22 protein-coding genes are annotated in these 23,428 nt (G+C 71.1%); 9 read left to right on the forward strand and 13 right to left on the reverse strand.

What is annotated here, in order from left to right:
* Nucleotides 1–31: 31 nt before the first annotated feature.
* Genes TSO221_RS28700 through TSO221_RS28710 form a run of 3 tightly spaced genes read right to left on the reverse strand, consistent with a single transcriptional unit; the run spans nt 32 to nt 3,818 of the window.
* Nucleotides 32–1,669 (reverse strand): acyl-CoA dehydrogenase family protein, encoded by a 1,638-nt coding sequence (locus TSO221_RS28700; RefSeq protein ID WP_109121927.1) that lies wholly within the window; start codon nt 1,667–1,669, stop codon nt 32–34.
* Nucleotides 1,669–2,886: a CoA transferase gene (locus TSO221_RS28705; protein ID WP_109121928.1), complete on the reverse strand. Its 1,218-nt coding sequence runs from the start codon at nt 2,884–2,886 to the stop codon at nt 1,669–1,671. The genes TSO221_RS28700 and TSO221_RS28705 overlap by 1 nt, the downstream gene beginning before the upstream one ends.
* Nucleotides 2,883–3,818: a LysR substrate-binding domain-containing protein gene (locus tag TSO221_RS28710; RefSeq protein WP_109121929.1), complete on the reverse strand. Its 936-nt coding sequence runs from the start codon at nt 3,816–3,818 to the stop codon at nt 2,883–2,885. Before TSO221_RS28710 ends, TSO221_RS28705 begins: the two co-directional genes overlap by 4 nt.
* 104 nt (nt 3,819–3,922) lie before the next feature.
* Between TSO221_RS28710 and TSO221_RS28715 the strand changes: the two genes are divergently transcribed.
* From TSO221_RS28715 to TSO221_RS28735, 5 genes are all read left to right on the forward strand, one after another.
* Nucleotides 3,923–5,083 (forward strand): acyl-CoA dehydrogenase family protein, encoded by a 1,161-nt coding sequence (locus TSO221_RS28715; RefSeq protein ID WP_247878310.1) that lies wholly within the window; start codon nt 3,923–3,925, stop codon nt 5,081–5,083.
* A 3-nt stretch (nt 5,084–5,086) separates the two neighbouring features.
* A complete protein-coding gene (locus TSO221_RS28720) occupies nt 5,087–6,211 on the forward strand; it encodes a CaiB/BaiF CoA-transferase family protein (protein ID WP_109121931.1) in 1,125 nt (374 codons plus the stop codon).
* Nucleotides 6,208–7,047: a MaoC family dehydratase N-terminal domain-containing protein gene (locus TSO221_RS28725; protein ID WP_109121932.1), complete on the forward strand. Its 840-nt coding sequence runs from the start codon at nt 6,208–6,210 to the stop codon at nt 7,045–7,047. Before TSO221_RS28720 ends, TSO221_RS28725 begins: the two co-directional genes overlap by 4 nt.
* Nucleotides 7,044–7,745 (forward strand): class I SAM-dependent methyltransferase, encoded by a 702-nt coding sequence (locus TSO221_RS28730; protein ID WP_109121933.1) that lies wholly within the window; start codon nt 7,044–7,046, stop codon nt 7,743–7,745. The genes TSO221_RS28725 and TSO221_RS28730 overlap by 4 nt, the downstream gene beginning before the upstream one ends.
* A 152-nt stretch (nt 7,746–7,897) precedes the next feature.
* Entirely contained in the window at nt 7,898–8,710 is an 813-nt protein-coding gene (locus TSO221_RS28735; protein ID WP_109121934.1) for an aldolase/citrate lyase family protein, read from the forward strand.
* Here the strand turns inward: TSO221_RS28735 and TSO221_RS28740 are convergent.
* The 5 genes from TSO221_RS28740 to TSO221_RS28760 form a co-directional block, all read right to left on the reverse strand.
* Nucleotides 8,707–9,966, reverse strand: a complete 1,260-nt coding sequence (locus TSO221_RS28740; RefSeq protein WP_247878311.1) for a multidrug effflux MFS transporter — start codon at nt 9,964–9,966, stop codon at nt 8,707–8,709. The genes TSO221_RS28735 and TSO221_RS28740 overlap by 4 nt on opposite strands.
* 63 nt (nt 9,967–10,029) lie before the next feature.
* Complete coding sequence (locus TSO221_RS28745; RefSeq protein ID WP_109121936.1) at nt 10,030–10,371, reverse strand: helix-hairpin-helix domain-containing protein; 342 nt, start codon at nt 10,369–10,371, stop codon at nt 10,030–10,032.
* 59 nt (nt 10,372–10,430) lie between these two features.
* Nucleotides 10,431–11,564, reverse strand: coding sequence for a PHB depolymerase family esterase (locus TSO221_RS28750; RefSeq protein ID WP_199229668.1), 1,134 nt, complete (start codon nt 11,562–11,564; stop codon nt 10,431–10,433).
* 91 nt (nt 11,565–11,655) lie between these two features.
* Entirely contained in the window at nt 11,656–13,281 is a 1,626-nt protein-coding gene (locus TSO221_RS28755; RefSeq protein ID WP_109121937.1) for a lysylphosphatidylglycerol synthase domain-containing protein, read from the reverse strand.
* A gap of 62 nt (nt 13,282–13,343) precedes the next feature.
* Nucleotides 13,344–14,276, reverse strand: a complete 933-nt coding sequence (locus TSO221_RS28760; protein WP_109121938.1) for a D-alanyl-D-alanine carboxypeptidase family protein — start codon at nt 14,274–14,276, stop codon at nt 13,344–13,346.
* A 186-nt stretch (nt 14,277–14,462) separates the two neighbouring features.
* Here TSO221_RS28760 and TSO221_RS28765 point away from each other — a divergent pair, with 186 nt between their 5' ends.
* On the forward strand, nt 14,463–15,926 hold the full coding sequence (locus TSO221_RS28765; protein WP_109121939.1) for a L,D-transpeptidase family protein: 1,464 nt from the start codon (nt 14,463–14,465) through the stop codon (nt 15,924–15,926).
* Here the strand turns inward: TSO221_RS28765 and TSO221_RS28770 are convergent.
* Both TSO221_RS28770 and TSO221_RS28775 read right to left on the reverse strand, forming a co-directional pair.
* Nucleotides 15,923–16,507, reverse strand: a complete 585-nt coding sequence (locus TSO221_RS28770; RefSeq protein ID WP_109121940.1) for a DUF938 domain-containing protein — start codon at nt 16,505–16,507, stop codon at nt 15,923–15,925. The two genes, TSO221_RS28765 and TSO221_RS28770, sit on opposite strands and share 4 nt — an antisense overlap.
* Nucleotides 16,504–17,913 (reverse strand): M20/M25/M40 family metallo-hydrolase, encoded by a 1,410-nt coding sequence (locus TSO221_RS28775; protein WP_109121941.1) that lies wholly within the window; start codon nt 17,911–17,913, stop codon nt 16,504–16,506. The genes TSO221_RS28770 and TSO221_RS28775 overlap by 4 nt, the downstream gene beginning before the upstream one ends.
* Before the next feature lie 96 nt (nt 17,914–18,009).
* On the opposite strand from TSO221_RS28775, the gene TSO221_RS28780 reads away from it, so the two are divergent.
* Nucleotides 18,010–18,744, forward strand: a complete 735-nt coding sequence (locus TSO221_RS28780; protein WP_109121942.1) for an SDR family oxidoreductase — start codon at nt 18,010–18,012, stop codon at nt 18,742–18,744.
* 156 nt (nt 18,745–18,900) lie between these two features.
* On the opposite strand, the gene TSO221_RS36895 is transcribed toward TSO221_RS28780, so the two are convergent.
* From TSO221_RS36895 to TSO221_RS28790, 3 genes are all read right to left on the reverse strand, one after another.
* Nucleotides 18,901–19,032 carry a hypothetical protein gene (locus TSO221_RS36895; protein ID WP_282187841.1) on the reverse strand — a complete coding sequence of 44 codons (132 nt, stop codon included), beginning with the start codon at nt 19,030–19,032 and terminating at the stop codon, nt 18,901–18,903.
* 185 nt (nt 19,033–19,217) lie between these two features.
* Nucleotides 19,218–19,613 carry a PRC-barrel domain-containing protein gene (locus TSO221_RS28785; RefSeq protein WP_109121943.1) on the reverse strand — a complete coding sequence of 132 codons (396 nt, stop codon included), beginning with the start codon at nt 19,611–19,613 and terminating at the stop codon, nt 19,218–19,220.
* Between the two features lie 79 nt (nt 19,614–19,692).
* Nucleotides 19,693–20,058, reverse strand: a complete 366-nt coding sequence (locus TSO221_RS28790; RefSeq protein WP_109121944.1) for a hypothetical protein — start codon at nt 20,056–20,058, stop codon at nt 19,693–19,695.
* A 572-nt stretch (nt 20,059–20,630) separates the two neighbouring features.
* Here TSO221_RS28790 and TSO221_RS28795 point away from each other — a divergent pair.
* Both TSO221_RS28795 and TSO221_RS28800 read left to right on the forward strand, forming a co-directional pair.
* On the forward strand, nt 20,631–21,467 hold the full coding sequence (locus tag TSO221_RS28795) for an ABC transporter ATP-binding protein (RefSeq protein WP_199229669.1): 837 nt from the start codon (nt 20,631–20,633) through the stop codon (nt 21,465–21,467).
* Nucleotides 21,467–23,410, forward strand: coding sequence for a long-chain fatty acid--CoA ligase (locus TSO221_RS28800; RefSeq protein WP_109121945.1), 1,944 nt, complete (start codon nt 21,467–21,469; stop codon nt 23,408–23,410). Before TSO221_RS28795 ends, TSO221_RS28800 begins: the two co-directional genes overlap by 1 nt.
* Nucleotides 23,411–23,428 lie beyond the last annotated feature (18 nt).

Below are 23,428 nucleotides of genomic sequence, written 5' to 3' on the forward strand. Positions count from 1 at the left end.
GTTCTTGGCCGCGGCTCGATGGCCGCGGTTCTCAGTTTTGGCCGGTCAGCAGGCCGCGAGCGATCACCTGCGCCTGGATCTCGGCGGCACCTTCGAAGATTGACAGGATCCGCGCGTCGCACAGAACCCGGCTGATGGGATACTCCACGGCATAACCGTTGCCACCATGGATCTGCACGGCCGCGTCGGCGTTGCTCCACGCCACGCGGGCGGCCAGCAGCTTGGCCATCCCCGCCTCGATGTCGCAGCGCCGCCCGGAGTCCTTCTCGCGCGCCGCGAAGTAGGAGAGCTGCCGGGCCATCATCGTCTCCACGGCCATCCACGCCACCTTACCGTGCACCCGCGGGAAGGAGAGGATCGGCTTGCCGAACTGCTGCCGCTCGGCCGCGTAGCGCACCCCCAGCTCCAGCGCGTTCTGCGCCACGCCCAGCGCCCGGGCCGCGGTCTGGATGCGGGCGCTCTCGAAGGTCTCCATCAGCTGCTTGAAGCCCTGCCCCTCGACCCCGCCGAGCAGGCCGGAGACCGGCACGACGAACCCGTCGAAGCCGATCTCATACTCCTTCATGCCGCGGTAGCCGAGCACGGTGATCTCCGTGCCGCTCATCCCCTCGGCGGGGAACGGATTCTCCTCGCTGCCCTGCGGCTTCTCGGCCAGCAGCATGGACAGGCCGCGGTAGCCCTCGGCGTCCGGGTCGGTGCGCACCAGCAGCGTCATCACGTCGGAGCGGGCGCCGTGCGTGATCCAGGTCTTGGCGCCGTAGATCCGGTACACGTCGCCGTCGCGCACCGCACGGGTCCGCAAGGCCCCGAGGTCGCTGCCGGTGTTCGGCTCGGTGAACACGGCGGTCGGCAGGATCGCGCCGGACGCGATGGCCGGCAGCCAGCGCTGCTTCTGCTCCGGCGTGCCGGCCAGCCGGATCAGCTCCGCCGCGATCTCCGCCCGCGTGCCGAGCGAGCCGACGCCCAGGTACCCGCGGCTCAGCGCTTCGGAGACGATGCACATCGCCGTCTTGCCCAGGGCGAGGCCGCCGTATTCCTCCGGCACGGTCAGGCCGAAGACGCCCATCTCGGCCATATGCTCCAGCAACTCCAGCGGAATGAGCTGGTCCTTCCGGTGCCACTCCTGGGCGAAGGGAGCGACCTCGGCGTCGGCGAACCGGCTGAACTGGTCGGCCATCATCGCCAGCGTCTCGTCGCCGTAAGCCGGCGCGCCGTACCGCCCCTCCGCCGCCGCGTTGCCCAACAGAAGCCGCGCGGCGCGCAGGGCGCCCGGCTCGGCGATCCGTGCCAGTCCGGATTCGGAGACGAAGCGCGCCACCGCCTCCGGTGCCACGCCGAGGTCGTCGGGGCGGACCATCTCCACCTGGCTCATCGGGATGCCGCCGGCGAGCTGGCCCAGGTACTCTGCGAAGCCGAGGCGCAGGATCGCCGCCTCCACCGCACCCAGCGCCCCCTGCCCCTCCAGCCGCCCGGCCCAGCCAAGCAGCTGGCGCAGCGCCTCCACGTAGGTCGCCTGCCACGCCAGCCCGTGCAGAGCGAACTGGTGCGCCTCCAGGTCCTCGGCGCTCGGTCGGCCGGTCGGCGCGACCAGGGCACGCAGCGTGCGGCGCCCTTCGGCGGCCAGGGCCTCGGCAGCGGCGAGGGCGGGGCGGTAGTCGTTGGGCTGCATCAGGCTGTCTCCGGCCCGGCGACGATGCCGGTATCATGCAGGCGGCCGATCTCGGCGCTGGACAGGCCGAGCCGTTCGGCCAGGATCTCGTCGGTGTGCTGGCCGAGCCGCGGCGCCGGGCGCACCGCCTCGCGCGGCACAGCGGCGAAGGCCAGCGGCACGCCCGGCATGCGCCAGCGCCCGACGCCGGGTTGCTCGACCTCCTGGAACATCGGGTTGGCCGGGCTGCAGCGCGGATCCTCGGCGACCAGCTGACCGAAGTCCTGGTATGGCCCCCACAGCACGCCGCTGCCGGCGAACGCGGTCCGCACCTCGTCCAGCGTCCGCGCCGCGAACCAGGGGCCAAGCACCGCGCCGATGGCCTCGCGCGCCTCGAACCGTCCCCCCTCGGTGCCCAGATCAACACCCATCAGCGGCCCAATCATGGCGAGCCGCTCGCTCAGGCCCGTCGCGGTGCCGATGGCCTTCCACTGCCGATTGGAGATGGCGACCACCATCACCCGCCGCCCGTCCTTCGTCGGGAAATCGCGCCCGAAGGCGCCGTACAAATCGTTGCCGAGCGGTTGCCGCACCGTGCCGTTGACCTGCACGTCGGCGAGGTAGCCCAGATTGCCGACGCTCGCCAGCATGACGTCACTGAGCGCCAGCACCACCTCCTGTCCCGTGCCGGTCCGCGCCCGCAGCCGCTCGGCGGCGAGCAGCCCGGTGCAGAGGTAGAGACCGGCGGCGATGTCCCAGGCGGGCAGCACGTGGTTGACCGGCTTGGCCCCCTCGCCCGTCGCCATGGGGAAGCCGCTGGCGCAGTTGACCGTGTAGTCCACCGCACCGGTACCGTCCGAACTGCCGGTCAGGCGCAGCATGATCAGGTCGGCGCGCCGGGCCGACAGCGCCTCGTACCCCATCCAGCCGCTGGCCGGCAGGTTGGTCAGCAGGATGCCGCCGCCCGGATCCGGCGCGGTGATCAGCGCGCCGGCGATCTCGCGGCCCTCGGGCGTGTTGAGCGCCAGGGTGACCGACTTCTTGCCCTTGTTGAGGCCGGCCCAGTACAGGCTGTCGCCGCTCGGCGCCAGGGGCCAGCGGCGGTAGTCGATGTTGCCGCCGATCGGGTCGATGCGGATCACCTCGGCGCCGAGCTGCGCCAGGGTCATGCCGCCCAGCGGTGCGGCGATGAAGGCCGACACCTCGACCACGCGGAGGTCGGACAGAAGCGGGGTCATGCGGTCTCCTCGGCGATCCGGTAACGAAGCTCCCAGCCCAGCGGGCCGGCCAGGGTGTGGATGAAGTCGACCACCACACGTTCCAGCGCCTCGCTGGCCGGGGTCGGCACGCGGGCCTGCGGCCGGGCCAGCACCAGCGAGCGGCGGATCGCCGGCGCCACCGCGGCGGCGCTCAGCTCGCCGGATTCCAGCAGGCCGTGCACGGCGGAGCGCGGCAGCAGCGTGCAGGCCTCGCCGACCCGCACCAGCTCGATCAGCGCCGACAGCGCGTCCACCTCGATGACCGGCTCGCAGTCGAGGCCGTGCTCGGCGAAGGCCTGCTCGACCAGCAGCCGCAGCCGGTGCGGCCGGCCGGGCAGGATCAGCTCGTGCGCCGCCACCTCGGCCAGGGTGACGCCGTCCAGCGCCGCCAACCGGCCGCCGGAGCCGACCAGCACCATCTCCTCCTCCAGGAGCGGCGCGGAAACGAGGCCGTCCGTCGTCTTGGTGTCGTACAGCACGGCGAGGTCGAGCCGGCCCTGCACCAGCCACTCGTGGATGGTGGCGCTGAAGCCGTCCACCAGATGCAGCCGCACCTTCGGCGCGCGCTCGCGGAACCGCATCGCCAGCCCTGGCAGCAGCACCCGGCCGAGCGACGACGGCACGCCGAAGCTCAGCGTCCCCGACGGCTCCGACTGGTAGGCGAGCACGGCGTCGCGCGCCGCGCCGACCTCCTTCAGCACGATGCGGGCGTGGTCCATCAGCACCTGCCCGGCCGGCGTCGGCGTGACGCCCCAGCCGTGCCGGCGCAGCAGCGGCACGCCCAACTCGTCCTCCAGCGCCTTGACCTGACGGGACAGCGCCGGCTGGGCAACCCGCAACACGGAGGCGGCCCGAGACAGGCTCTGCATCTCCGCCACGTGCAGGAAGTATCTCAGCTGCCGGAAGTCCATGCCCCAAGGCCTATGCCGACTTGTTATAACTGTTATAATAACTATAGCGTTGACGAATATCGTAGTCGACCCAGTACTCTTTGCAAAGGTTTTTGGAGGCAACCGTGGCCACGACGAACGAAACCCATCCGGAGATCCGCGAGTCCGTCCGCCGGCTGTGCGCCGGCTTCCCCGGGGAGTACTGGCGCACGCTCGACGCCGAGCGCGCCTACCCGACCGAGTTCGTGCGAGCGCTGACCGAGGCCGGGTTCCTCTCCGTGCTGATCCCCGAGGAGTACGGCGGTTCCGGCTTGGGGCTGGACGCTGCCTCGGCGATCCTGGAGGAGATCCACCGTTCGGGCTGCAACGGCGGCGCCTGCCACGCGCAGATGTACACGATGGGCACGGTACTGCGGCACGGCAGCGAGGCGCAAAAGCGCGCCTATCTGCCTGGCATCGCGTCGGGCGAACTGCGACTCCAGGCCTTCGGCGTCACCGAACCGACCAGCGGCACCGACACCACGCGAATCCGCACCTTCGCCCGGCGCGAGGGTGACGAGTACGTGGTCAACGGCCAGAAGGTGTGGATCAGCAGGGCCGAGCACTCCGACCTGATGGTGCTGCTGGTGCGCACCACGCCGCGCGATCAGGTGAAGAAGCCGACCGACGGCATGAGCGTGCTGCTGGTGGACATCCGCGCGGCGCTCGGCAAGGGCCTGACCATCCGGCCGATCCGCGCGATGATCAACCACGCCACCACCGAGCTGTTCTTCGACGACCTGCGGGTCCCCGCCGCCAACCTGATCGGCGAGGAGGGCAAGGGCTTCCACTACATCATCGACGGCATGAACGCCGAGCGCATCCTGATCGCCTCGGAGTGCATCGGCGACGCCCGCTTCTTCATCGACCGTGCGTCGGCCTACGCCAGCACGCGCGAGGTGTTCGGCCGGCTGATCGGCACCAACCAGGGCGTCCAGTTCCCGATCGCCCGCAACCACGTCGAGACCGAGGCGGCGGCCCTCATGGTGCGCAAGGCCATCGAGCTGTTCGATAGGGGCCTGCCCTGCGGCACCGAGGCCAACATGGCGAAGCTGCTGGCCTCCGAGGCGTCCTGGCGGGCCGCGGACACCTGCCTGCAGACGCACGGCGGCTTCGGCTTCGCCGAGGAATACGACATCGAGCGCAAGTTCCGCGAAACGCGCCTCTACCAGATCGCGCCGATTTCCACCAACCTCATCCTCTCGCACGTGGCGACCCACGCGCTGAAGATGCCCAAATCGTTCTGAGCCATGCACACCCCATTGGACGGGATTCTCGTCGTCGCCCTGGAGCAGGCCGTGGCCGCTCCCTACTGTACGTCGCGCCTTGCCGACGCGGGTGCGCGGGTCATCAAGATCGAGCGGCCGGAGGGCGACTTCGCGCGCGCCTACGACCACGTCGCGCACGGCGAGAGCGCCTACTTCGTCTGGCTCAACCGCGGCAAGGAATCGGTCGTCCTCGACATCAAGAACCCGGACGACGCCGCGCTGATGCACCGGATGATCGCGCACGCCGACGTGCTGGTGCAGAACCTCGCCCCCGGCGCCGCGGAACGCGCCGGCTTCGGGTCGGAGGAACTGCGCGCGAAGCACCCGCGCCTGATCACCTGCGACATCAGCGGCTACGGCGAGGACGGCCCGTACCGCGACATGAAGGCGTACGACCTGCTGATCCAATGCGAGACCGGGCTGGCCTCGATCACCGGCGCGCCGGAGCGGCCGGGACGGGTCGGCGTGTCGGTGGCCGACATCGCCTGCGGCATGTACGCCCACGCCGGCATCCTCCAGGCCCTCTATGAGCGCGAGCGCACCGGGGAAGGCCAGGGCATCGCGGTGTCGCTGTTCGACGCCATCGCCGACTGGATGACCGTGCCGCTGCTGCACCAGGACTACGGCGGCAAGGCACCGGAGCGCGTCGGGCTCAACCACCCGTCCATCGCGCCGTACGGCGCCTTCACCCTGGCGGACGGGAATCAGGTGGTGATCTCCATCCAGAACGAGCGCGAGTGGGTGCGGCTGTGCGCCGAGGCGCTGGGTCAGCCCGGCCTCGCCACCGACCCGCGCTACGCCACCGGTCCGCTGCGGGTGGCGAACCGGCCGGCGCTGGACGCTGCGGTCGCCGCCGTCTTCGCCACCCTGGACCGCGCCGAGGCGCACACGCGCCTGCGCAAGGGCGGCATTGCCTACGGCGACGTCAACAGCGTCGCCGACCTCTCGGCGCACAGCCAGCTTCGGCGCATATCGACGGACACCCCGACCGGCCCGGTGGTGGGCGTGGCGCCGCCGGTGCGCCGGAGCGGCGCGGCGTTCCAGGCTCGCCCCATCCCGGCCGTCGGCAAGCACTCGGACGCCCTGCGCAAGGAATTCGCCCCATGAGCTTCGACACCCTCAAGGACTGGATCGGCCGTCAGGAGGAGCATCTGGACGTCGCCACCGTAGCGCCGCTCACCGGGCTGGCGCGCACGCTCGACCACGACGACCCGCCCTGGCGTCCCGGCGAGGTGCCGCCGCTCGGCCACTGGCTGTACTTCCTGCCGCAGGCGCCGCAGCGCGACATCGCCGAGGACGGCCACCCGCACCGCGGCGGCTTCCTGCCGCCGGTGCCGCTGCCGCGCCGCATGTGGGCGGGCGGCGACCTGCAATGGCACGGTCCGATCCGCGTCGGCGAGGCGATCCGCCGCCGCTCGACCATCGAGAACGTCGAGCACAAGGCCGGCCGCTCCGGCGACCTCGTCTTCGTCAAGGTGGTGCACGAGGTGCTGACCGAGCGCGGAGTGGCGGTGCGCGAGGTGCACGATATCGTCTACCGCGACCCGCCCAGGCCCGGCGAGGCCCCCGCCCCCGGCGAGCCGCCGAAGGAGGTCGCGGAGTGGGAGCGCCCGGTGACCGGCGACCCGGTGCTGCTGTTCCGCTTCTCGGCGCTGACCTTCAACGGCCACCGCATCCACTACGACCGCAAGTATTGCGAGGAGGTGGAGGGCTACCCGGGCCTGATCGTGCACGGGCCGCTGATGGCGACGCTGCTGGTCGACCTCCACTTGCGCCACAATCCGGGAACGCGGGTGACCGGCTTCCGCTTCCGCGCCCGCCGGCCGGTGTTCGACGTGCATCCGTTCTCTGTCTGCGGCCGGCCGACCGACGGCGGGGCGGAGCTGTGGATCCGCGACCACCAGGGCTTCGTCGCCATGACCGCCACGCTGGACGCCGAATGACCACGCCGCTCCACTCGAACCACAAGGCGATGCTGGCCGAGGTGCTGGACCTCCACGGCAAGGTGGTGGCCGACGTCGGCTGCGGCGACGGCGCCATGGTCCGCCACCTGACCCGCGAGGGGGCGACCGCGGTCGGCCTGGAGCCGAGTCCGGAGCAACTGGCGCGCGCGCGCGCCGCCGAGCCGGCGGGCGGCGAGGCCTATCGCGAGGGCCGCGGCGAGGCGCTGCCGTTTGACGACGGCTCGCTGGACGCGGTGCTGTATTTCAACAGCTTTCACCACCTGCCGCTCGATGCCATGCGCCCGGCACTGGCCGAGGCGGCGCGGGTGCTGCGCCCCGCAGGGCTGGTTGTTGCGGTGGAGCCGCTGGCGGAGGGCGCGTACTTCGCGGTGCTCAAGCCGGTCGAGGACGAGACGGCGGTGCGCGCGGCGGCGTACGAGGCGTTGCGGGAGCCGCCGGCCGGGCTCGTGCCCGAACTGGAGACGGTGTACCTCAACACCGTGAGGTTCCGCGACTTCGCCCAGTTCATCGACAGCGTGGTCGCCGCCGACCGGTCGCGACGGGAACGGCTGCCCGCCGTGGAGACGGAGATGCGCCGGCTTTTCGAAGCCGGGGCGCGGGTCGAGGACGGCAGAGCGGCGTTCGATCAGCCGATGCGGATGATGGTGTTGCGGCGAACCCACTTGCCCCCACCCTGACCCTCCCCCGCTATCGCAGGGGAGGGAACTCCGCCCTCTGCCCCCTCCCCTGCGATAGCGGGGGAGGGATGGGGTGGGGGCAATAGGGGTGGGGGCAATACAAGACAGACACGCGCTACAAGACAGACACGCGCTCGACAGAAGGAACCCCCATGCCCCGCCGCTCTTGGTTGTTCACCCCGGCGACGATGCCCGAGCGTTTCGAGCGCGCCGCCGCCACTGGTGCCGACGTGCTGATCCTCGACCTGGAGGACGCCGTTGCCCCCAATCGCAAGGATGAGGCGCGCAGGATCGCCCTCGATTTCCTGTCCGAACCGAACGCCTGGGCGCACACCGCCCGTGCGCTGCGCATCAATTCCCCGACCACACCCTATGGCCTGGAGGACCTGCTGGCGCTGATCCGCTCGGGCGCCAAGCCGGACGCCGTCATCATCCCGAAGACCGATTCGCCCGAGATCGTCCGCCTGATCGACGGGCACCTCGGCGGCGTTCCCCTGGTGCCGCTCATCGAATCCGCCCGCGGCGTCGAGAACGCCGCCGACATCGCCGCATCCTCGCCGCAGGTCGAGGCGCTGTTCTTCGGCGCGGCCGACCTCGCCGCCGACCTCGGCGCCGCGGTCGGGTGGGAGCCGCTGCTAGCCGCCCGCTCCCGCGTGGTGGTGGGCGCCGCCATGGCGCGCGTCGGCGTCATCGATTCGCCGTTCTTCGACCTGCGCGACGTCGACGGCCTGGCCGAGGAGGTCAAGCGCGCGGTCGCCCTCGGCTTCACCGCCAAGGCGGCGATCCACCCGAACCAGGTGGCGCCGATCAACGCCGCGCTCACCCCCACGGCCGAGGCGGTCGCCGAGGCACACCTGATCCTGGCGGAGAACGCCAAGGGCGTCGGCGTGGTGAACGGCCGGATGATCGACGAGGCGATGGCCCGCAAGGCGCGTCGGATCCTCGCTGCGGCCGGCGAGTCCTAAGGCCCGCCGTCGCGCACCTGCATCAGCCGGCCGCGCTCGGTGACCAGCACGGTGGCCAGCGCCGCCACGCCCAGCGCGGCGAAGCCGATGATCAGCGGCCGGACGGTGCCGTCGAAGGCGTGCCCGATCACCCAGCCGAAGAACGCCCCGGCCGCCGTGGTGTAGAAGCCGATGAAGGACGACCCCATGCCGGCGACGTGCCCCAGCGGCTCCATGGCCATGGCGTTGAAGTTCGGCGCGATCAGACCGAAGCAGTAGAACACCACCGCCATGAAGACGCCAAGCACCAGCAACGGCGGGTGTTCCGGAAAGCCCAGCAGCGCCATCGCCGCGCAGGCTGCGACCTGGACCAGCAGCGCCACGTGCGACACCCGCCGCATGCCCAACCGGCCGACCAGCCGCGTGTTGGTCAGCGAGGCCAGCGCCATGACGCCGGCGATGGCGCCGAAGGCCACCGGGAACAGCTCGCCCAGGCCGTAGACGTCTACGAAGATCTGCTGGGCGCTGCCGACGTAGCTGAGCAGGCCGCCGAACATGAACCCCATGGCGACGGTGTAGCCGAGCGTCCAGCGCGTCGTCACCACCTTGGCGAAGGCGTGGCCGAGCGCGGCGCCGGACAGCGGCATCCGGTCCTCCGGTGGCCGCGTCTCGGGCAGGCGCAGCGCCGCCCAGCCGAGCGCCGCGGCGGCGACCAGGAACAGCGCGCCGAAGATCCACCGCCACGCAGAGACGAGCAGGATCCCTTCGCCGATCGCCGGGGCGATCACCGGCACGATGATGAACACCATCATGACGAAGGACATCACCCGCGCCATGTCGCGGCCGACGAAGCGGTCGCGGACGATGGCGATGGCGACCACCCGCGGCGCCGCGGCGCCGAACCCCTGGAGCGCGCGGAACGCCAGCATCCAGCCGAAGCCCGGCGCCAGCGCCGCGCCCAGCGACGCCGCCGCGAAGATCACCAGCCCGACCGCCAGCACCGGCTTGCGCCCGAAGCGGTCGGACAGCGGCCCATGGAACGGCTGCCCCACCGCGAAGCCCAGCATATAGCCGGTGATGATGAGCTGCCGGTCGTTCGGCTCCAGCACGCCGTAGGCGCCGGCGATGTCCGGCAGCGCCACCAGCATGATGTCGATGGAGAGCGCGGTCATCGCCATCAGCAGCGCGATGAGGCCGACGAACTCGGCGAAGCGGACGTCCCGGGTCCGTGGAGGAAGGTCGTGCGAATAGGGCATCGGCAGAGTGTGGTGCGACACCCCGCCGCGGGCAAGCAAAGCCGGAGCAGGGCGGCCATGCGGCCACCCTGCTGCGTTTCCCCGTCAGATCGTCAGGCGGTCGCGCACCGGGGCGAGCACCTCGGCGGGCACCAGCCCGCGGTTCACCAGGTCGTCCACCGACTTGAACGGCCGGGCGTGCAGGATGCGCTTGGCGCGCGCCTTGCCGATGTGCTTCAGCGACATGAGGTCATGCGGCGTCGCATGATTGAGGTTGACCGGGCCGGTGGGCGCCGGCGGCGCCTCGCCCCGGCGCTTGCCCTGGCCCTGCGGCGGGCGTTCCTTCTTGGCCGCACCGCCCTTCAGCGCGGTGTAGGCCACCGCCCCCGCCACGCCGACCGCCACGGCGGCGGCGGCCCCGGCGATCGTCTTCTTGTCGATGTCCATACTCAACGCTCCTGAAACCGTGTGGCCTCAGCAACGCGCGAGGGCGGGCGGACGTTCCGTCAGCGCTTCATCAGCCCGGCGGCCTCCAGCGCCCTGGTGATCACGGACTGGATCCGGGCGCCCAGCGCATGCTCCGCATGGGAGGGCTGCGGCTGCGGCTTCATCTCCGGCACCGGGCCGCGTACTTCCACCTCCGGTACGCCCCGGGTCAGGCCCCAGGATTCGGCGATCCGCCACGTCGAGGAGACGCCGACGTCGAGGATGAACGGCCCGGCGCTGCCGCAGCGCCCGTCGCCCTCGCCCGGGCAGACCGCCACGCCGTGCGCCATGCCCGACAGCGTGTGCAGTTCCACCGCCGGCTCGCCGGCGGCGTTGCGCCAGACCCGCTCGGTGTGGACGCCGATGGTGCGCTCCACATCCGGAACCGGGCCGAGACCGTGCAGGTCGAGCCACTGCTTGGCCACCTCGTCGGCGTTGCGCGGCAGCACCGTGGCGTCGGCGTCGCCGTGCCAGACCGCCACCCGCGGCCACGGCCCGCCGTGCGGGGACGCGGAGCGGACGAGGTCGCCCCACGCTTGCCGCGGCCGGCTGCGCGGCTGGAACATGGCGTCGAACGCCTCGCCCACCGAGCCGGCTGCGCCGTAGGGCAAGCCGGCGACGACGGCGCCGCCGGCGAACAGCTCCGGGTGGGTCGCCAGCATCACCGAGGTCATGGCGCCGCCGGCCGACAGTCCGGTGACGTAGACCCGGCTGCGGTCGAGGCCGTGGTCGGCGACCATGTGCGCCACCATGGCGCGGATCGATTCGGCCTCGCCGGAGCCCCGGCGAGCGTGCTTGGACTCGAACCAGTTGAAGCAGGTGTTGGCGTTGTTGTCGCGCCGCTGCTCGGGCAGCAGCAGGGCGAAACCGAAGCGGTCGGCGAGGTCCACCCAACCCGACCCGTAGCCGTAGCCCGCCGCCGTCTGCGTGCAGCCATGCAGGACCACCACCAGCGGCGCCGACCGCTGCAGCCGCGGCGGCACGTGGGTGAGCATGCGCAGGTTGCCGGGGTTGGGGCCAAAGTCCGTCACTTCGGTCAACGGGCCGCCCGCGCCACCGGGCATCTTCTGCATGCGGTCCGCGGCGGCCTTGAAGGCCTGCCACTGGCGGCGCTGACGGGCGAGCTTTTCGGTCGTCTGGCCGAGATTCAGCAAGGAAGCCATCCTTTCGCGGGGCGTTCGCCCCACATTATGTTGCAGTGCAGCATATGGGGTCAACCGCACCGGAACGCAATGGTTCCCGCACTCAGGGACAGTCGGCGCCGCGGCCGCGCGACGCCGCGCCAACCAGATGGATGACCGCGGCGGCCAGCGCGATCACCCCCACAGCGACCGAGGCGCGCAGGAAGCGCGAGGCGTCGCCGTGCAGGGCGAAGTGCCACCACAGCTCGTCGCCGAACTGCACGTGCTTGTAGGAGAACAGGCCGAGCCACAGCGCGCTGGCCAGCGCCACGCCGAGCGCGACGAACCACGCCGGCGACAGCCCTTGCGCCAGGATGGCGCCGCGCCGGTAGAACTCCGTGCGCGCCGGCAGCAGCGCCAGGAAGATCAGGCCGGGCACCACCGCCTCGCGCCAGTCGCCGCCCTTCATCAGCAGCGACGACAGGCACCCGGTGGCGAGCAGCGCCAGCGACACCACCCAGGCGGCGTGCAGCCGCTTCTGGATGGCGTGCGACAGCAGGATCAGCAGCACGCCGACGACGCTGCCGGTGAAGTGCGACATCTCCACCAGCGGCAGCGACACCGCGCCGAACGGCGAGGGCAGCACCTCGTCCGGCGTCGCCCGCGCGAACAGCAGGAAGGCGCCGGTCACGAAGGTGCAGGCGGCCAGCACCAGCGGCACCACCGGGCTGACGACGGCGTTCAGCCCGCGCGACGTGCTGCGGATGCGGTGGCGGGCCTGGAACGCCTCCAGCGCGCCGAACATCAGCCCGGCCAGCACCAGCGGCGCCAGATAATAGATCAGGCGGAACACCAGCAACCCGGCCATGACGTCGTTGCCGGGCATCTCCGGGGTGAGGCTGACCAGCACGATGGCATCGAACACGCCCAGGCCGCCCGGCACGTGGCTGATGATGCCGGCCACCAGCGCCAGCCCGAAGGCGACCACCACGTCCATGTAGCTGACCGCCTCCGACGCCGGCATGCACAGATAGAGCACCGCCGCCGCCAGCGACAGGTCGCACAGGCCGAGCAGCAGCTGCCCCACCGCCACCGACGGCTTCGGGAAGGCGATGGCGTGGCCGCGGATGAGGAACGGCCGGCGGATCCAGGCGCCGGCCAGCACGTACGCGGTCAGCAGCGCCAGCGCGCCGCCGCCGAACAGCGTCGCCGCCTCCGGCGCGATGTGCAGCGCCTTCAGCGCCGACGGGTCGAGCAGCATGACGATGGGCATCACCACCGCCAGCCCGAGGGTGAAGGTGGTGACGACGAACAGCGTCACCTGCGCCACGTCCACCCCACCGAGCCCCAACGGCGCGTACAGCCGGTAGCGCACCGTGGTGCCGATGATGCTGGCGAAGCCCAGGCTGTGGCTGAAGGCGTAGCTGGTGAAGGCGGTGAAGGCGATCCAGCGGTAGGGCAGCCGGCGCCGCATGTGGTGCAGCGCCAGCACGTCGTACAGCGTCAGCAGCCAGTAGCTGACCGCCGCCGCCCCCACCGCCCAGGCGAGCTGGCGGCTGCCGATGCCGGCGATGGCGCGGCGGATGTCGGCGACGCTGGTGTGCTCCAGCCAGCGGTTGAGGATCACCAGCGCCGCGGCGAGCAGCGCCAGGATCAGCAGGCCGGTGCCGTAGCGCAGCAGCGCCTGGACCGCCGCCCGGCGGCGGTCCGCCTCCGCGCTGTCGTCCGAAATGCGTGCGGTGTCGACCATTCCCCCACCGGCTGCCAATGGGCCCGTGGGGGTTCAACAGCGCGGGCGCGCGAGGGTTCGCCTCAGCGCGCCGCGACGGTGTCCTTGGTGGTGCGGAAGCCCTTCTCCAGCAGGTCGGCGACCTCGCGGTCGCGGACCGAGGCGGTGGAGCCGCCGAGCACCACGGCGATCAGGCGCTGGCCGTCGCGGCTGGCGCTGCCGGCGAGGTTGAAGCCGCTGGCGTTGACGAAGCCGGTCTTGATGCCGTCGTAGCCCTCGACCTTGCCGATCAGGCGGTTGTGGCCGGCCACCACGGTGTCGTTCCAGGTGAAGCTGGTGCGCCCGAACATGGCGTAGTAGCGCGGCGGCAGCAGCGTCACCGCGCGGGCCAGTCGCGCCATGTCGCGCGCCGTCGTGCGCTGCTCGCGGTTCGGCAGGCCGGAGGCGTTCTTGAAGGTGGTGCCGGTCATGCCCAGCGCCTGCGCCTTGGCGTTCATCTTCTCGGCGAAGGCCTGCTCGCTGCCGCCCAGCGCCTCGGCCAGCACGACGGCCACGTCGTTGGCCGACTTGACGGTCAGCGCCAGGATGGCGTCCTCCACCCGGATCGTGCCGCCCGGCACGACGCCCAGGCGCGACGGCTTCTGGTTGCAGGCGTTGCGCGACACCGGAAGCTCCTGGTCGAGGCGCAGCGCGCCGCGCTCCACCGCCTCGAAGGCCAGCAGCAGCGTCATCATCTTGGTCAGCGACGCCGGGTAGGTGGTGGTGTCGGCGTTGCTCGATTCGAGCACGCGGCCGGTCTTGGCGTCCATCAGCACCGAGGCGTGCACCGGATGGAAGCCCGCAACGGCGGCCTTGCCCGCCTTGTGACCCTTCTTCTTGGCGGACGCCTTGTGGACCGTCGCCTTCGTCGCGGTCTTGGTTTTCGCCGCCGCCTCCAGCGGCGTCAGGGACAGCGGTGCGGCGACCGCGAACGACAACAGGAGGGGCAGGACGAAACCAAACGGCGATCGCGGCATGATGGGCCCGGGGCTGGTGTGGTCGCCCGGTTTAGGCCGCAAGCGATTAACAAAACTTTACCAATGCTTTGCGGGACGTCCCGGATATGTCACTTGCGCCACACCCGCGTTCAAGGCAGACCAGCCCCGCGACAAACCGTCGCCGCGTTAGCTGCATTTTTAGATGTGTCGTGGGATGCTCCGGCCATGCTGAACGCTCTTCGCTCCTGCGCACGCTCCGTCCGGCGGCTGGGACTGACGACCGGCCTCGTCGCCGGCCTCCTGGCGCCCGTCTCCTCCGCGCTCGCCGCCCCGGCGCAGGCCCAGGCCCCTTCGGCCCGTGACCTCGTCGGATCCTGGCTGGCCCGCCTGGAGCAGCGCGCGACCGAGCTGGAGACCGCGCCCAAGGTCAAGGCCACCCGCGTCGGCTACGGCATGGTGCTGAAGAAGGGCGACGGCGGCATGGTGGACGTGCCGGTGCCCGGCCCGGTGCAACCGGAGGGCGCCTACACGCCGTCCAGCCCCGGCGAGCTTCAGGTCGACGGCACCTTCGCGCTGCCCGCCGGCCCGGCGCCGCAGCCGCTCACGCTGCCGCAGCGCGCCAAGAGCGCCGACCGCGTCGGCCGCGTCGCGACGCGCCTGATCGAGATGGGCTTCCTGCCCGCCGACCAGTGGACCGAGAGCTTCGACGACACCCTCGAAGCCGCGGTGCGCGCCTTCCAGCTGGCCGAGGGGCTGATGCCCGACGGCAAGGTCGGCGAGGTGACGCGCCAGGGGCTCGACCGCACGCCCAAGGAGGCCGCCTCGCTGATGCGCGGTGCCGCGGCGGCGATGAAGACGTTCCAGCCGACCGTCCCCGACACCGTGCTGCTGGTCAACCTGCCGAGCCAGACGGTGACCTACGTCGAGCGCGGCAAGCTGCAGTTCACCATGCGCGCCGTGGTCGGCCGGCCGAGCCGGCAGACGCCGCTGCTGCAGGACCGCGTCACCAGCGTGACCATCAACCCGACCTGGACGGTGCCGCCCACCGTGCTGGTCGAGGACAAGCTGCCGGTGCTGCGCAAGAAGGGCAACACGGGCGTCAAGAACGCCATCGTCTACCTGGACGGCGCCGAGGTGGTGCCGGAGACGGTGAACTGGTGGTCGGTCGATCCCGGCCGCATCCGCATCGTGCAGCGTCCGGGCGACGACAACGCGCTGGGCCGCTTCCGCTTCAACCTGACCAACGGCGAAGGCATCTTCCTGCACGGCACCAACGACCCCAAGCTGTTCGACCGCGACCTGCGGGCCGCCAGTTCGGGCTGCGTGCGCCTCGCCGACGCGCGGCAGGTGGCGGAGACGCTGCTGCGCCCCGCCAAGCTGGACTCCGCCGCCATCCAGAAGCAGCTGGACAGCGGCCAGACCAAGACGGTCGGCCTGCCGTCGGCGGTGGCGGTGCGCTTCGTCTACTGGACGGCGACGGTGGAACCGGAAGGCACCGTGCGCGTCCACCCGGGCATCTACGACGAGGTGTCGGTCAGCGCGGCGACGCCCGCCCCGGCGCCGACCGCGCCCGCCAACGCCAGCACGGTGAAGCGCCTGGAGCCGAAGCCGGCGCGCAGCCTGCCGACCCCTGTCCCGGCACCGGCCCCTACCCCGGCGCAGCTGGTGCGCGCGGTGGTGGACCGCTAAGCCCGCCGGAACACCACCGTCAGGTTGTTCGCCGGCATCTCCACGACCTCGTCCAGCACGAAGCCCGCGGCGGCGTGTGCGACCGCCTCCAGGTCGCGCACGCCCCACTCCGGGTTGCGGGCGCGCAGGTTGGCGTCGAAGGCGGCGTTGCTCGGCGCCGTGTGCGCCCCGCCGCGGCGGTAGGGACCGTAGAGCACCAGGGGTGCTCCCGACGCCAGGATTTCCGCCGCTCCCGCCAGCAGCCCCAGGCACGCCGCCCAGGGGGCGATGTGGATCATGTTGATGCACAGCACCGCGTCGGCGCGCTCCACCGGCCAGGGCCGGCGGGTCGCGTCGAGGGCGAGCGGCGGGCGGACGTTGGGCAAGCCTTCGGTCCAGGCGGCGATGCTGGCGCGGTGCGCCGGGTCGGGGTCGGTCGGTTGCCAGACGAGGTCCGGCAACGCTTCCGCAAAATGGGCAGCGTGCTGGCCGGTGCCGCCGGCGACCTCCAGCACCGTGCCCCGCGCCGGCAGCACCCGGCGCAGCACCGCCAGGATCGGGTCGCGGTTGCGGCCGGTCGCCGGGGCGTCGAGCCGGCTCATCGCCGCAGCTCGGCGAAGCGCGCCAGCATCGCCACGTGCGACAGGATGCCGTTCTTCAGGCAGGTCAGCTCGAACTTCTCGTTGGGCGAGTGGATGCGGTCGTCCTCCAGCCCGAAGCCGACGAAGATCGAATCGAAGCCCAGCGCGTCCTTGATGTAGCCGGCCACCGGAATGGAGCCGCCGCTGCCGATCAGCACCGGACGGTTGGTGTAGACATCGCCCAGCCCGGCCATGGCGGCGCGCAGGTAGGGCGAGTCGGTCGGCACCTGCAGGCCCGGCGACTGGCCGAAGCTCTGGACCTCCCAGCGGGCGTCGGGCGGCGTGCGCTCGTCGAGGAAGGCGCGCAGGCCGGCCAGCACCGCGTCCGGATCCTGTCCCGGCACGAGGCGGCAGGACAGTTTGGCGCTGGCCTTGGCGGCGATCACCGTCTTGGCCCCCGCCCCGGTGTAGCCGCCCCAGATGCCGTTGACGTCGCAGGTCGGCCGCGCCCACAGCCGCTCCAGCGCCGAGCGCCCGGCCTCGCCGACCGGGGTCTTCAGGCCGACGCCGGCCAGGAAGTCCGTCTCGCTGAAGCCGAGGTCGCGCCACATCGCCAACTCCTCGGCCGAGGGCTCGCGCACACCGTCGTAGAAGCCGGGGAAACGCACCCGCCCCTGCCCGTCGTGGATCTGGCCGAGGATGCGCGTCAGCGCGTTGATCGGGTTCAGCACCGCGCCGCCGTACAGGCCGGAGTGCAGGTCGTGGCTCGGCCCGTGCAGCGTCACCTCGACGTACAGCAGGCCGCGCAGGCGGGTGGTGATGGCCGGGGTGTCGATGGTCCAGGAGTTGGTGTCGGTGATGACGCAGACGTCCGCCTTCAGCTCCTCCGCGTTGGCGCGCAGGAAGGGCATCAGGCTGGGGCTGCCGGTCTCCTCCTCGCCCTCCAGCAGCACGGTGACGCGCACCGGCAGCGTGCCGTGCACGGCGTGCCAGGCGCGGAACGCCTCGAGGAAGGTCATCACCTGCCCCTTGTCGTCCACCGCGCCGCGGGCGACGACGCGCGGGCCGTGCGGCCCCTCGACGATGGTCGGCTCGAACGGCGGGCTGTCCCACAGCTCCAGCGGTTCCGGCGGCTGCACGTCGTAGTGGCCATAATAAAGGATGTGCGGCACGTCTTCGCCCCCGGGGCCGGGGTGGTGCGCGACCACCATCGGGTGCCCGGCGGTCGGCCGGACCGAGGCGTCGAAGCCCAGCCCCGCCAGCTCGGCCGTCAGCCAGTCGGCGGCGCGGCGCACCTCGGGGGCGTGATCGGGCTTAGTGCTGACGCTGGGGATGCGCAGCAGGTCACACAGGCGCCCGACGGAGGCGTCGAAGCCGGCTTCGGCGCGGCCGAGAACAGGGGCAAGGACGGGGGCGGCTGGGAGCATGGCGGTCGCTCTTGTCTCGTGGCGGGTGAGCACACAATCTAGCGGACCGGGAGCCGCCGTCGAGCCGCTTCTGCCATCCTCAACGGGGAGTCAGTGATGCCGAATCTGCACGGAAAGGTCGCCCTCGTCACCGGAGCCTCGCGGGGCATCGGCCTCTCGGCCGCCCGCGCGCTGGCCGAGGCCGGCGCCACCGTCGTCGGCCTCGCCCGCGGCGTGCCGGAGACCGGCCTGGGCGAGCCGCACCGCATGCACGCCTGCGACGTGTCGGACTGGGCCGCGGTCGAGGCCGTCGTGCGCGAGACGGTGGAGCGGTTCGGCGGCATCGACGTGGTGGTCAACAACGCCGGCGTGGTCGATCCGATCGGCCGGCTCGGCGACACCGACCCCGCAGCTTGGCACCGCAACCTCGCCATCAACCTGGGCGGCTCCTACAACGTGGTGCGGGCGGCGCTGCCGGCCCTGCTGGCGCGGCGCGGCACGGTGGTCAACATCAGCTCTGGCGCGGCGCACCGGCCGGTCGAGGGCTGGTCGGCCTATTGCAGCGGCAAGGCCGGGCTGGCGATGCTGACCGGCATGCTGGCGCTGGAGTATGGCGGCGAGGGGCTGCGCGTCTTCGGCTTCCAGCCGGGCGTGGTGGACACCGAGATGCAGGGGCAGATCCGCGCCTCCGGCATCAACGAGGTCAGCAAGCTGAAGCGCGAGGACCTCGCCAAGCCGGAGGACCCGGCGCGCGCCATCGTCTACCTGTGCACGCCGGACGCCGACGATCTGTCCGGCCAGGAGCTGACCATCCGCGACCCGGCGCTGCGGACGCGGGCGGGGCTGGGGTGAAGGGGCGGGAATGGAACAGTGTGGAACACCGTGGAACAGTGTGCAGGGGGTGTTCAGTCCACACTCCCGTCCGCCCCGGACGCAGCACGGCCGCCAAGACTATAATCCTAGCAAATCCCGACACGCCCGGCAATCGTTTTGAGGCTCCGCTTGCTCTCACCCGGCCATCGGCGGCTGCGGCTCGCCGGGCACCGGGGGCGCGTTGGGCGGGACGTCGGGGCCGGTCGGGTCGGGCATCGGCGCCGGGATCGGGCTGTCGGGTTCCCGAGGCGGCGGATAAGGGCTCATGCTCGGTCTCCTGAAGTAGGGATGCCTCCACAGGCAACGGCGCGGCGTGCCGGCCACGCTTTCACCACGAAGACACGAAGCCACGAAGGTGGGGAGCGCGCGCCTGCCATCTTCGTGCCTTCGTGTCTTCGTGGTGACTGACTCGGCAACGGGCGCGCGCCTCCCCTCATGAGGAGCCGTGGTTGCTATCGCCGGTCCAGTGACATCGCCGCGCCATTGGTCGGCGGCAGGGCGGCGACCGCGGCGTCGGTCAGGCCGTCGAGACGCAGGATCTCGCTGTCGGGGTTGTAGCGCACCCGGTTAATGGGAATGGCGACGTCCTTGCGGGTGTAGGGCAGCGCCACCACCAGCGAGGCCGGCGTGCCGCACGGGTCGAGCACCACGTCGCGCACCACGCCGACCAGATGGCCCTCGGCGCTGGTGACCGGCCGCTCGATCAGGTCGTCGAGGTCGGACAGTTCCACCCCGCCGATCACCGCCAGCGAGTTCGGATCAGGGCAGGACGCGGCGTGCGCCGGCGGGATCACCAGCATGACGGCCAGCGCCAGCAGCGGGGCGCGCGCGAAATCGGAAAAGGGCATGGTGGCTCCCCCCTGCCGTTGCGGACATCCATCCACGTACAACAGCGTTCGCCGCCCTCCCTCCCGCGGGATTTGCGGGTTAAGCGTGGTGGTGGCGTTCCGCGGCGCGGGCTTCGGCCAGCGCCTCGCGGTAGCGGCGCAGGCGCCCGTAGGTCGGCCAGACGCGGCCGAACAGCGGGTCGCACCAGATCAGCAGCACCATCGCCCCCAGCCCGACGAAACCGCCGAGCAGCGCCCCGTAGAAGAACCCGACCGCCGCGCCCAGCCATTGCGGCAGCGTGTGCGCGGCGCCGTCGAACGCGCGCTCCACCGCCAGCCCGAGCGTCGCCCCCACCATCAGGATCGCCCCGGCCCGCCCCGGCGAATACCAGAGGCGCAGGTCGCCGGCCTCCAGCCCGTAGTCCTCGGGGACCGGCCGCGCCGCCTCCGTCGCTTCCTCGACCATGGTCCGTGTTGTCCATCCGTTTCGCGGCCGGCACTCTAGCGCGCGCATCCGGGCACGGGAACGGTCCACTCAAGGGACCGCCCGGTGATTTCGGTTGCGGATCGTTACAATTGAAACCTATGATCAATCCAACTGCGGACCCTCCGCACAGCGGGCGTTCCGCACAGAAGCTTCGCCAGCGACCGCCCCTCCACGGGCCGGCGCCAAGGCAGCCGACCAGGGAGGACCGCGCATGACCCAGACCATCCCCACACCCCGGACCCCGCTCCGCGCCTGCGTTTGCGCGGGCCGCGCACCGGTGTGCATGCGCACAATCCGCTGCGACGATTGATCACAACACCACACTGTACGGTACCGTACGGATCGTGTATCGTCGCCGCCGACAAGCAAACGAAGCGCCTTCCCGACCACCGCCCAGCGGCCGGTCGGGCCGCAGAAAACAAGGCCAGGCGCCGTTCGGGGAGAAACACGTTGCTCAGTTCCGCCGCCCTCAGTCCCGTCGCGACCGGTGCGCCGCAGCCGCGCCGCTTGCCCTGCCTCCGCCTCCCGGCCGCCGCGAATCGGAGGCCCGCATGAACGCCGGCACCGCCCAGACCACGGCTATGTTCGAAGCCCGCGACGTGTCGCTGCAGTTCGGCGGCGTGCGCGCGCTGACCGACGTCAGCTTCCGCATCGAGAAGGGCGAGTTGTTCTCGATCATCGGCCCGAACGGCGCCGGCAAGACCTCGATGGTCAACTGCATCTCCGGCCGCTACCGCCCGACCAGCGGGCGCGTCTACTTCAACGGCCGCGACATCACCGACATGACGCCGAACCACCGGGCGTCGCTGGGCATCGGCCGCACCTTCCAGAACCTGGCGCTGTTCGGGCACATGACAGTGCTCGACAACATCATGGTCGGCCGCCACCACCTCTTGAAGAACAACTTCCTCACCGGCTCGCTGTACTGGCTGACCGGCGCGCGCAAGGAGGAGCTGGCGCACCGCCGCGAGGTCGAAGAGATCATCGACTTCCTGGAGATCCAGCACGTCCGCAAGGCCACCGCCGGCACGCTGTCCTACGGCCTGCGCAAGCGGGTCGAGCTGGCGCGCGCCGTGGCGCTCAAGCCCGACCTGATCCTGCTGGACGAGCCGATGGCCGGCATGAACCTGGAAGAGAAGGAGGACATGGCCCGCTACATCGTCGACCTCAACGAGGAGTGGGGGATGACGGTGGTGATGATCGAGCACGACATGGGCGTGGTCATGGACATCTCGCACCGCGTGATGGTGCTGGAGTTCGGCAAGAAGATCGCCGAGGGCTCGCCCGAGGCGGTGCTCGCCGACCCGCGCGTCAAGCAGGCCTACCTCGGCGAGGAGGACGAAGAAGAAACGGCACCCTCGGGCACCGAACAGCAGGAGGTCGCGTGATGACCAGCCATCCGCTTCCCGATCTCGTCCTGCACGACACGCTGCCCAAGCTGCTCGCCCTGCACGCCCGCGACCATGGCGGCGAGGTGGCGATGCGCGAGAAGGACTTCGGCATCTGGCACCCGATCACCTGGGCGCAGATGCACAACCGCGTGCGCGCCTTCGCGCTGGGCCTGCGCCAACTTGGCGTCGGCCGGGGCGACGTGGTCGGGCTGATCGGCGACAACCGGCCGGACTGGGTGATGGGCGAGATCGCCGCCCACGCCGCGCAGGCCATGAGCCTGGGCATCTACCGCGACGCGCTGGACGAGGAGGTCGCCTACCTCATCACCTACGCCGACGTGAAGGTCGTCTTCGCCGAGGACGAGGAGCAGGTCGACAAGCTGCTGAACCTCGGCGAGCGCATCCACACGGTCAAGCACATCGTCTATTCCGACCCGCGCGGCATGCGCAAGTACCAGGACCCGCGCCTGATGCCGGCCACCGACCTGGTGGCCATGGGCGACGAGCTGCTGGCGCGCGAGCCGGGCCTGTACGACCGGCTGGTCGCCGAAGGCACGGGCGAGGACGTGGCGGTGCTGTGCACCACGTCCGGCACCACGTCCAACCCGAAGCTGGCGATGCTGCCGGCCGGCCGGCTGATCCGGCACTGCGCCAGCTACCTGTCGGCCGACCCGAAGGGGCCGGAGGACGAGTACGTCTCGGTGCTGCCGCTGTCGTGGATCATGGAGCAGGTCTACGCGGTCGGCATGGCGATGGTGTCGCGCATGCGCGTCAACTTCGTCGAGGAAGCCGAGACGATGATGCACGACTTCCGCGAGGTGGGGCCGAGCTTCGTGCTGTTCGCCCCGCGCCTGTGGGAGCAGATCGCCGCCGACGTGCGCGCCCGCGTCATGGACGCCTCGCCCCTCAAGCAGAAGATGTTCGAGCTGGGCATGAAGCTGGGCCTGGAGGCGCTGGCGCAGGGCAAGCGGTCCTGGCTGGCCGACCAGATCCTGTTCCGCGCGCTGCGCGACCGCCTGGGCTTCACCAACCTGACCTCGGCGGCCACCGGCGGCGCGGCGCTGGGGCCGGACACCTTCAAGTTCTTCCAGGCGCTGGGCGTGCCGCTGCGGCAGATCTACGGCCAGACCGAGACCATGGGTGCCTACACCGTGCACCGCGGCGCCGACGTGGACTTCGACACGGTGGGCGTGCCGTTCGACGACGGCATCGAGGTGAAGGTCATCGACCCCGACCACAACGGCGTGGGCGAGATCGTCACCCGGCATCCCAATATGTTCGCCGGTTACTACCGCGCCGAGGCGGCGACCAGCGCCGACCTGCGCGATGGCTGGATGCACACCGGCGACGCCGGCTTCTTCGACAAGAAGAAGCATCTGGTCATCATCGACCGCATCAAGGACATCGCCACCACCGCCCGCGGCGACCGCTTCAGCCCGCAGTACCTGGAGAACAAGCTGAAGTTCTCGCCGTACGTGGCCGAGGCCGTCATCCTCGGCGACAAGCGCGACTACCTGTCGGCGATGATCTGCATCCGCTTCTCGATCCTGTCGAAGTGGGCGGAGAAGAACCGCATCTCGTTCACCACCTATTCCGATCTGTCGTCGAAGCCGGAAGTGTACGAAATGGTGCGCGCCGAGGTGGAGAAGATCAACGCCGGCCTGCCGGAGGCGCAGCGGATCTCGAAGTTCCTGCTGCTCTACAAGGAGCTGGACGCCGACGACGGCGAGCTGACGCGCACCCGCAAGGTGCGGCGCAACGTCATCAACGACAAGTACGGCACGATCATCGACGCCATCTACGCCGACCAGAAGGCCATCGACGTCGACACCACCATCGCGTTCCAGGACGGCACCAAGCAGCGCATCCGCACCGTGCTGAAGGTGATCGACCTGGGCGTCCCGGCGCCGAGCCGCAAGCCGGCGCCCGTGGCGGCCTGAGCGGACGGGGAGGAAAAA

Source organism: Azospirillum sp. TSO22-1 (assembly GCF_003116015.1).
In the GTDB taxonomy this organism is placed as follows: domain Bacteria; phylum Pseudomonadota; class Alphaproteobacteria; order Azospirillales; family Azospirillaceae; genus Azospirillum.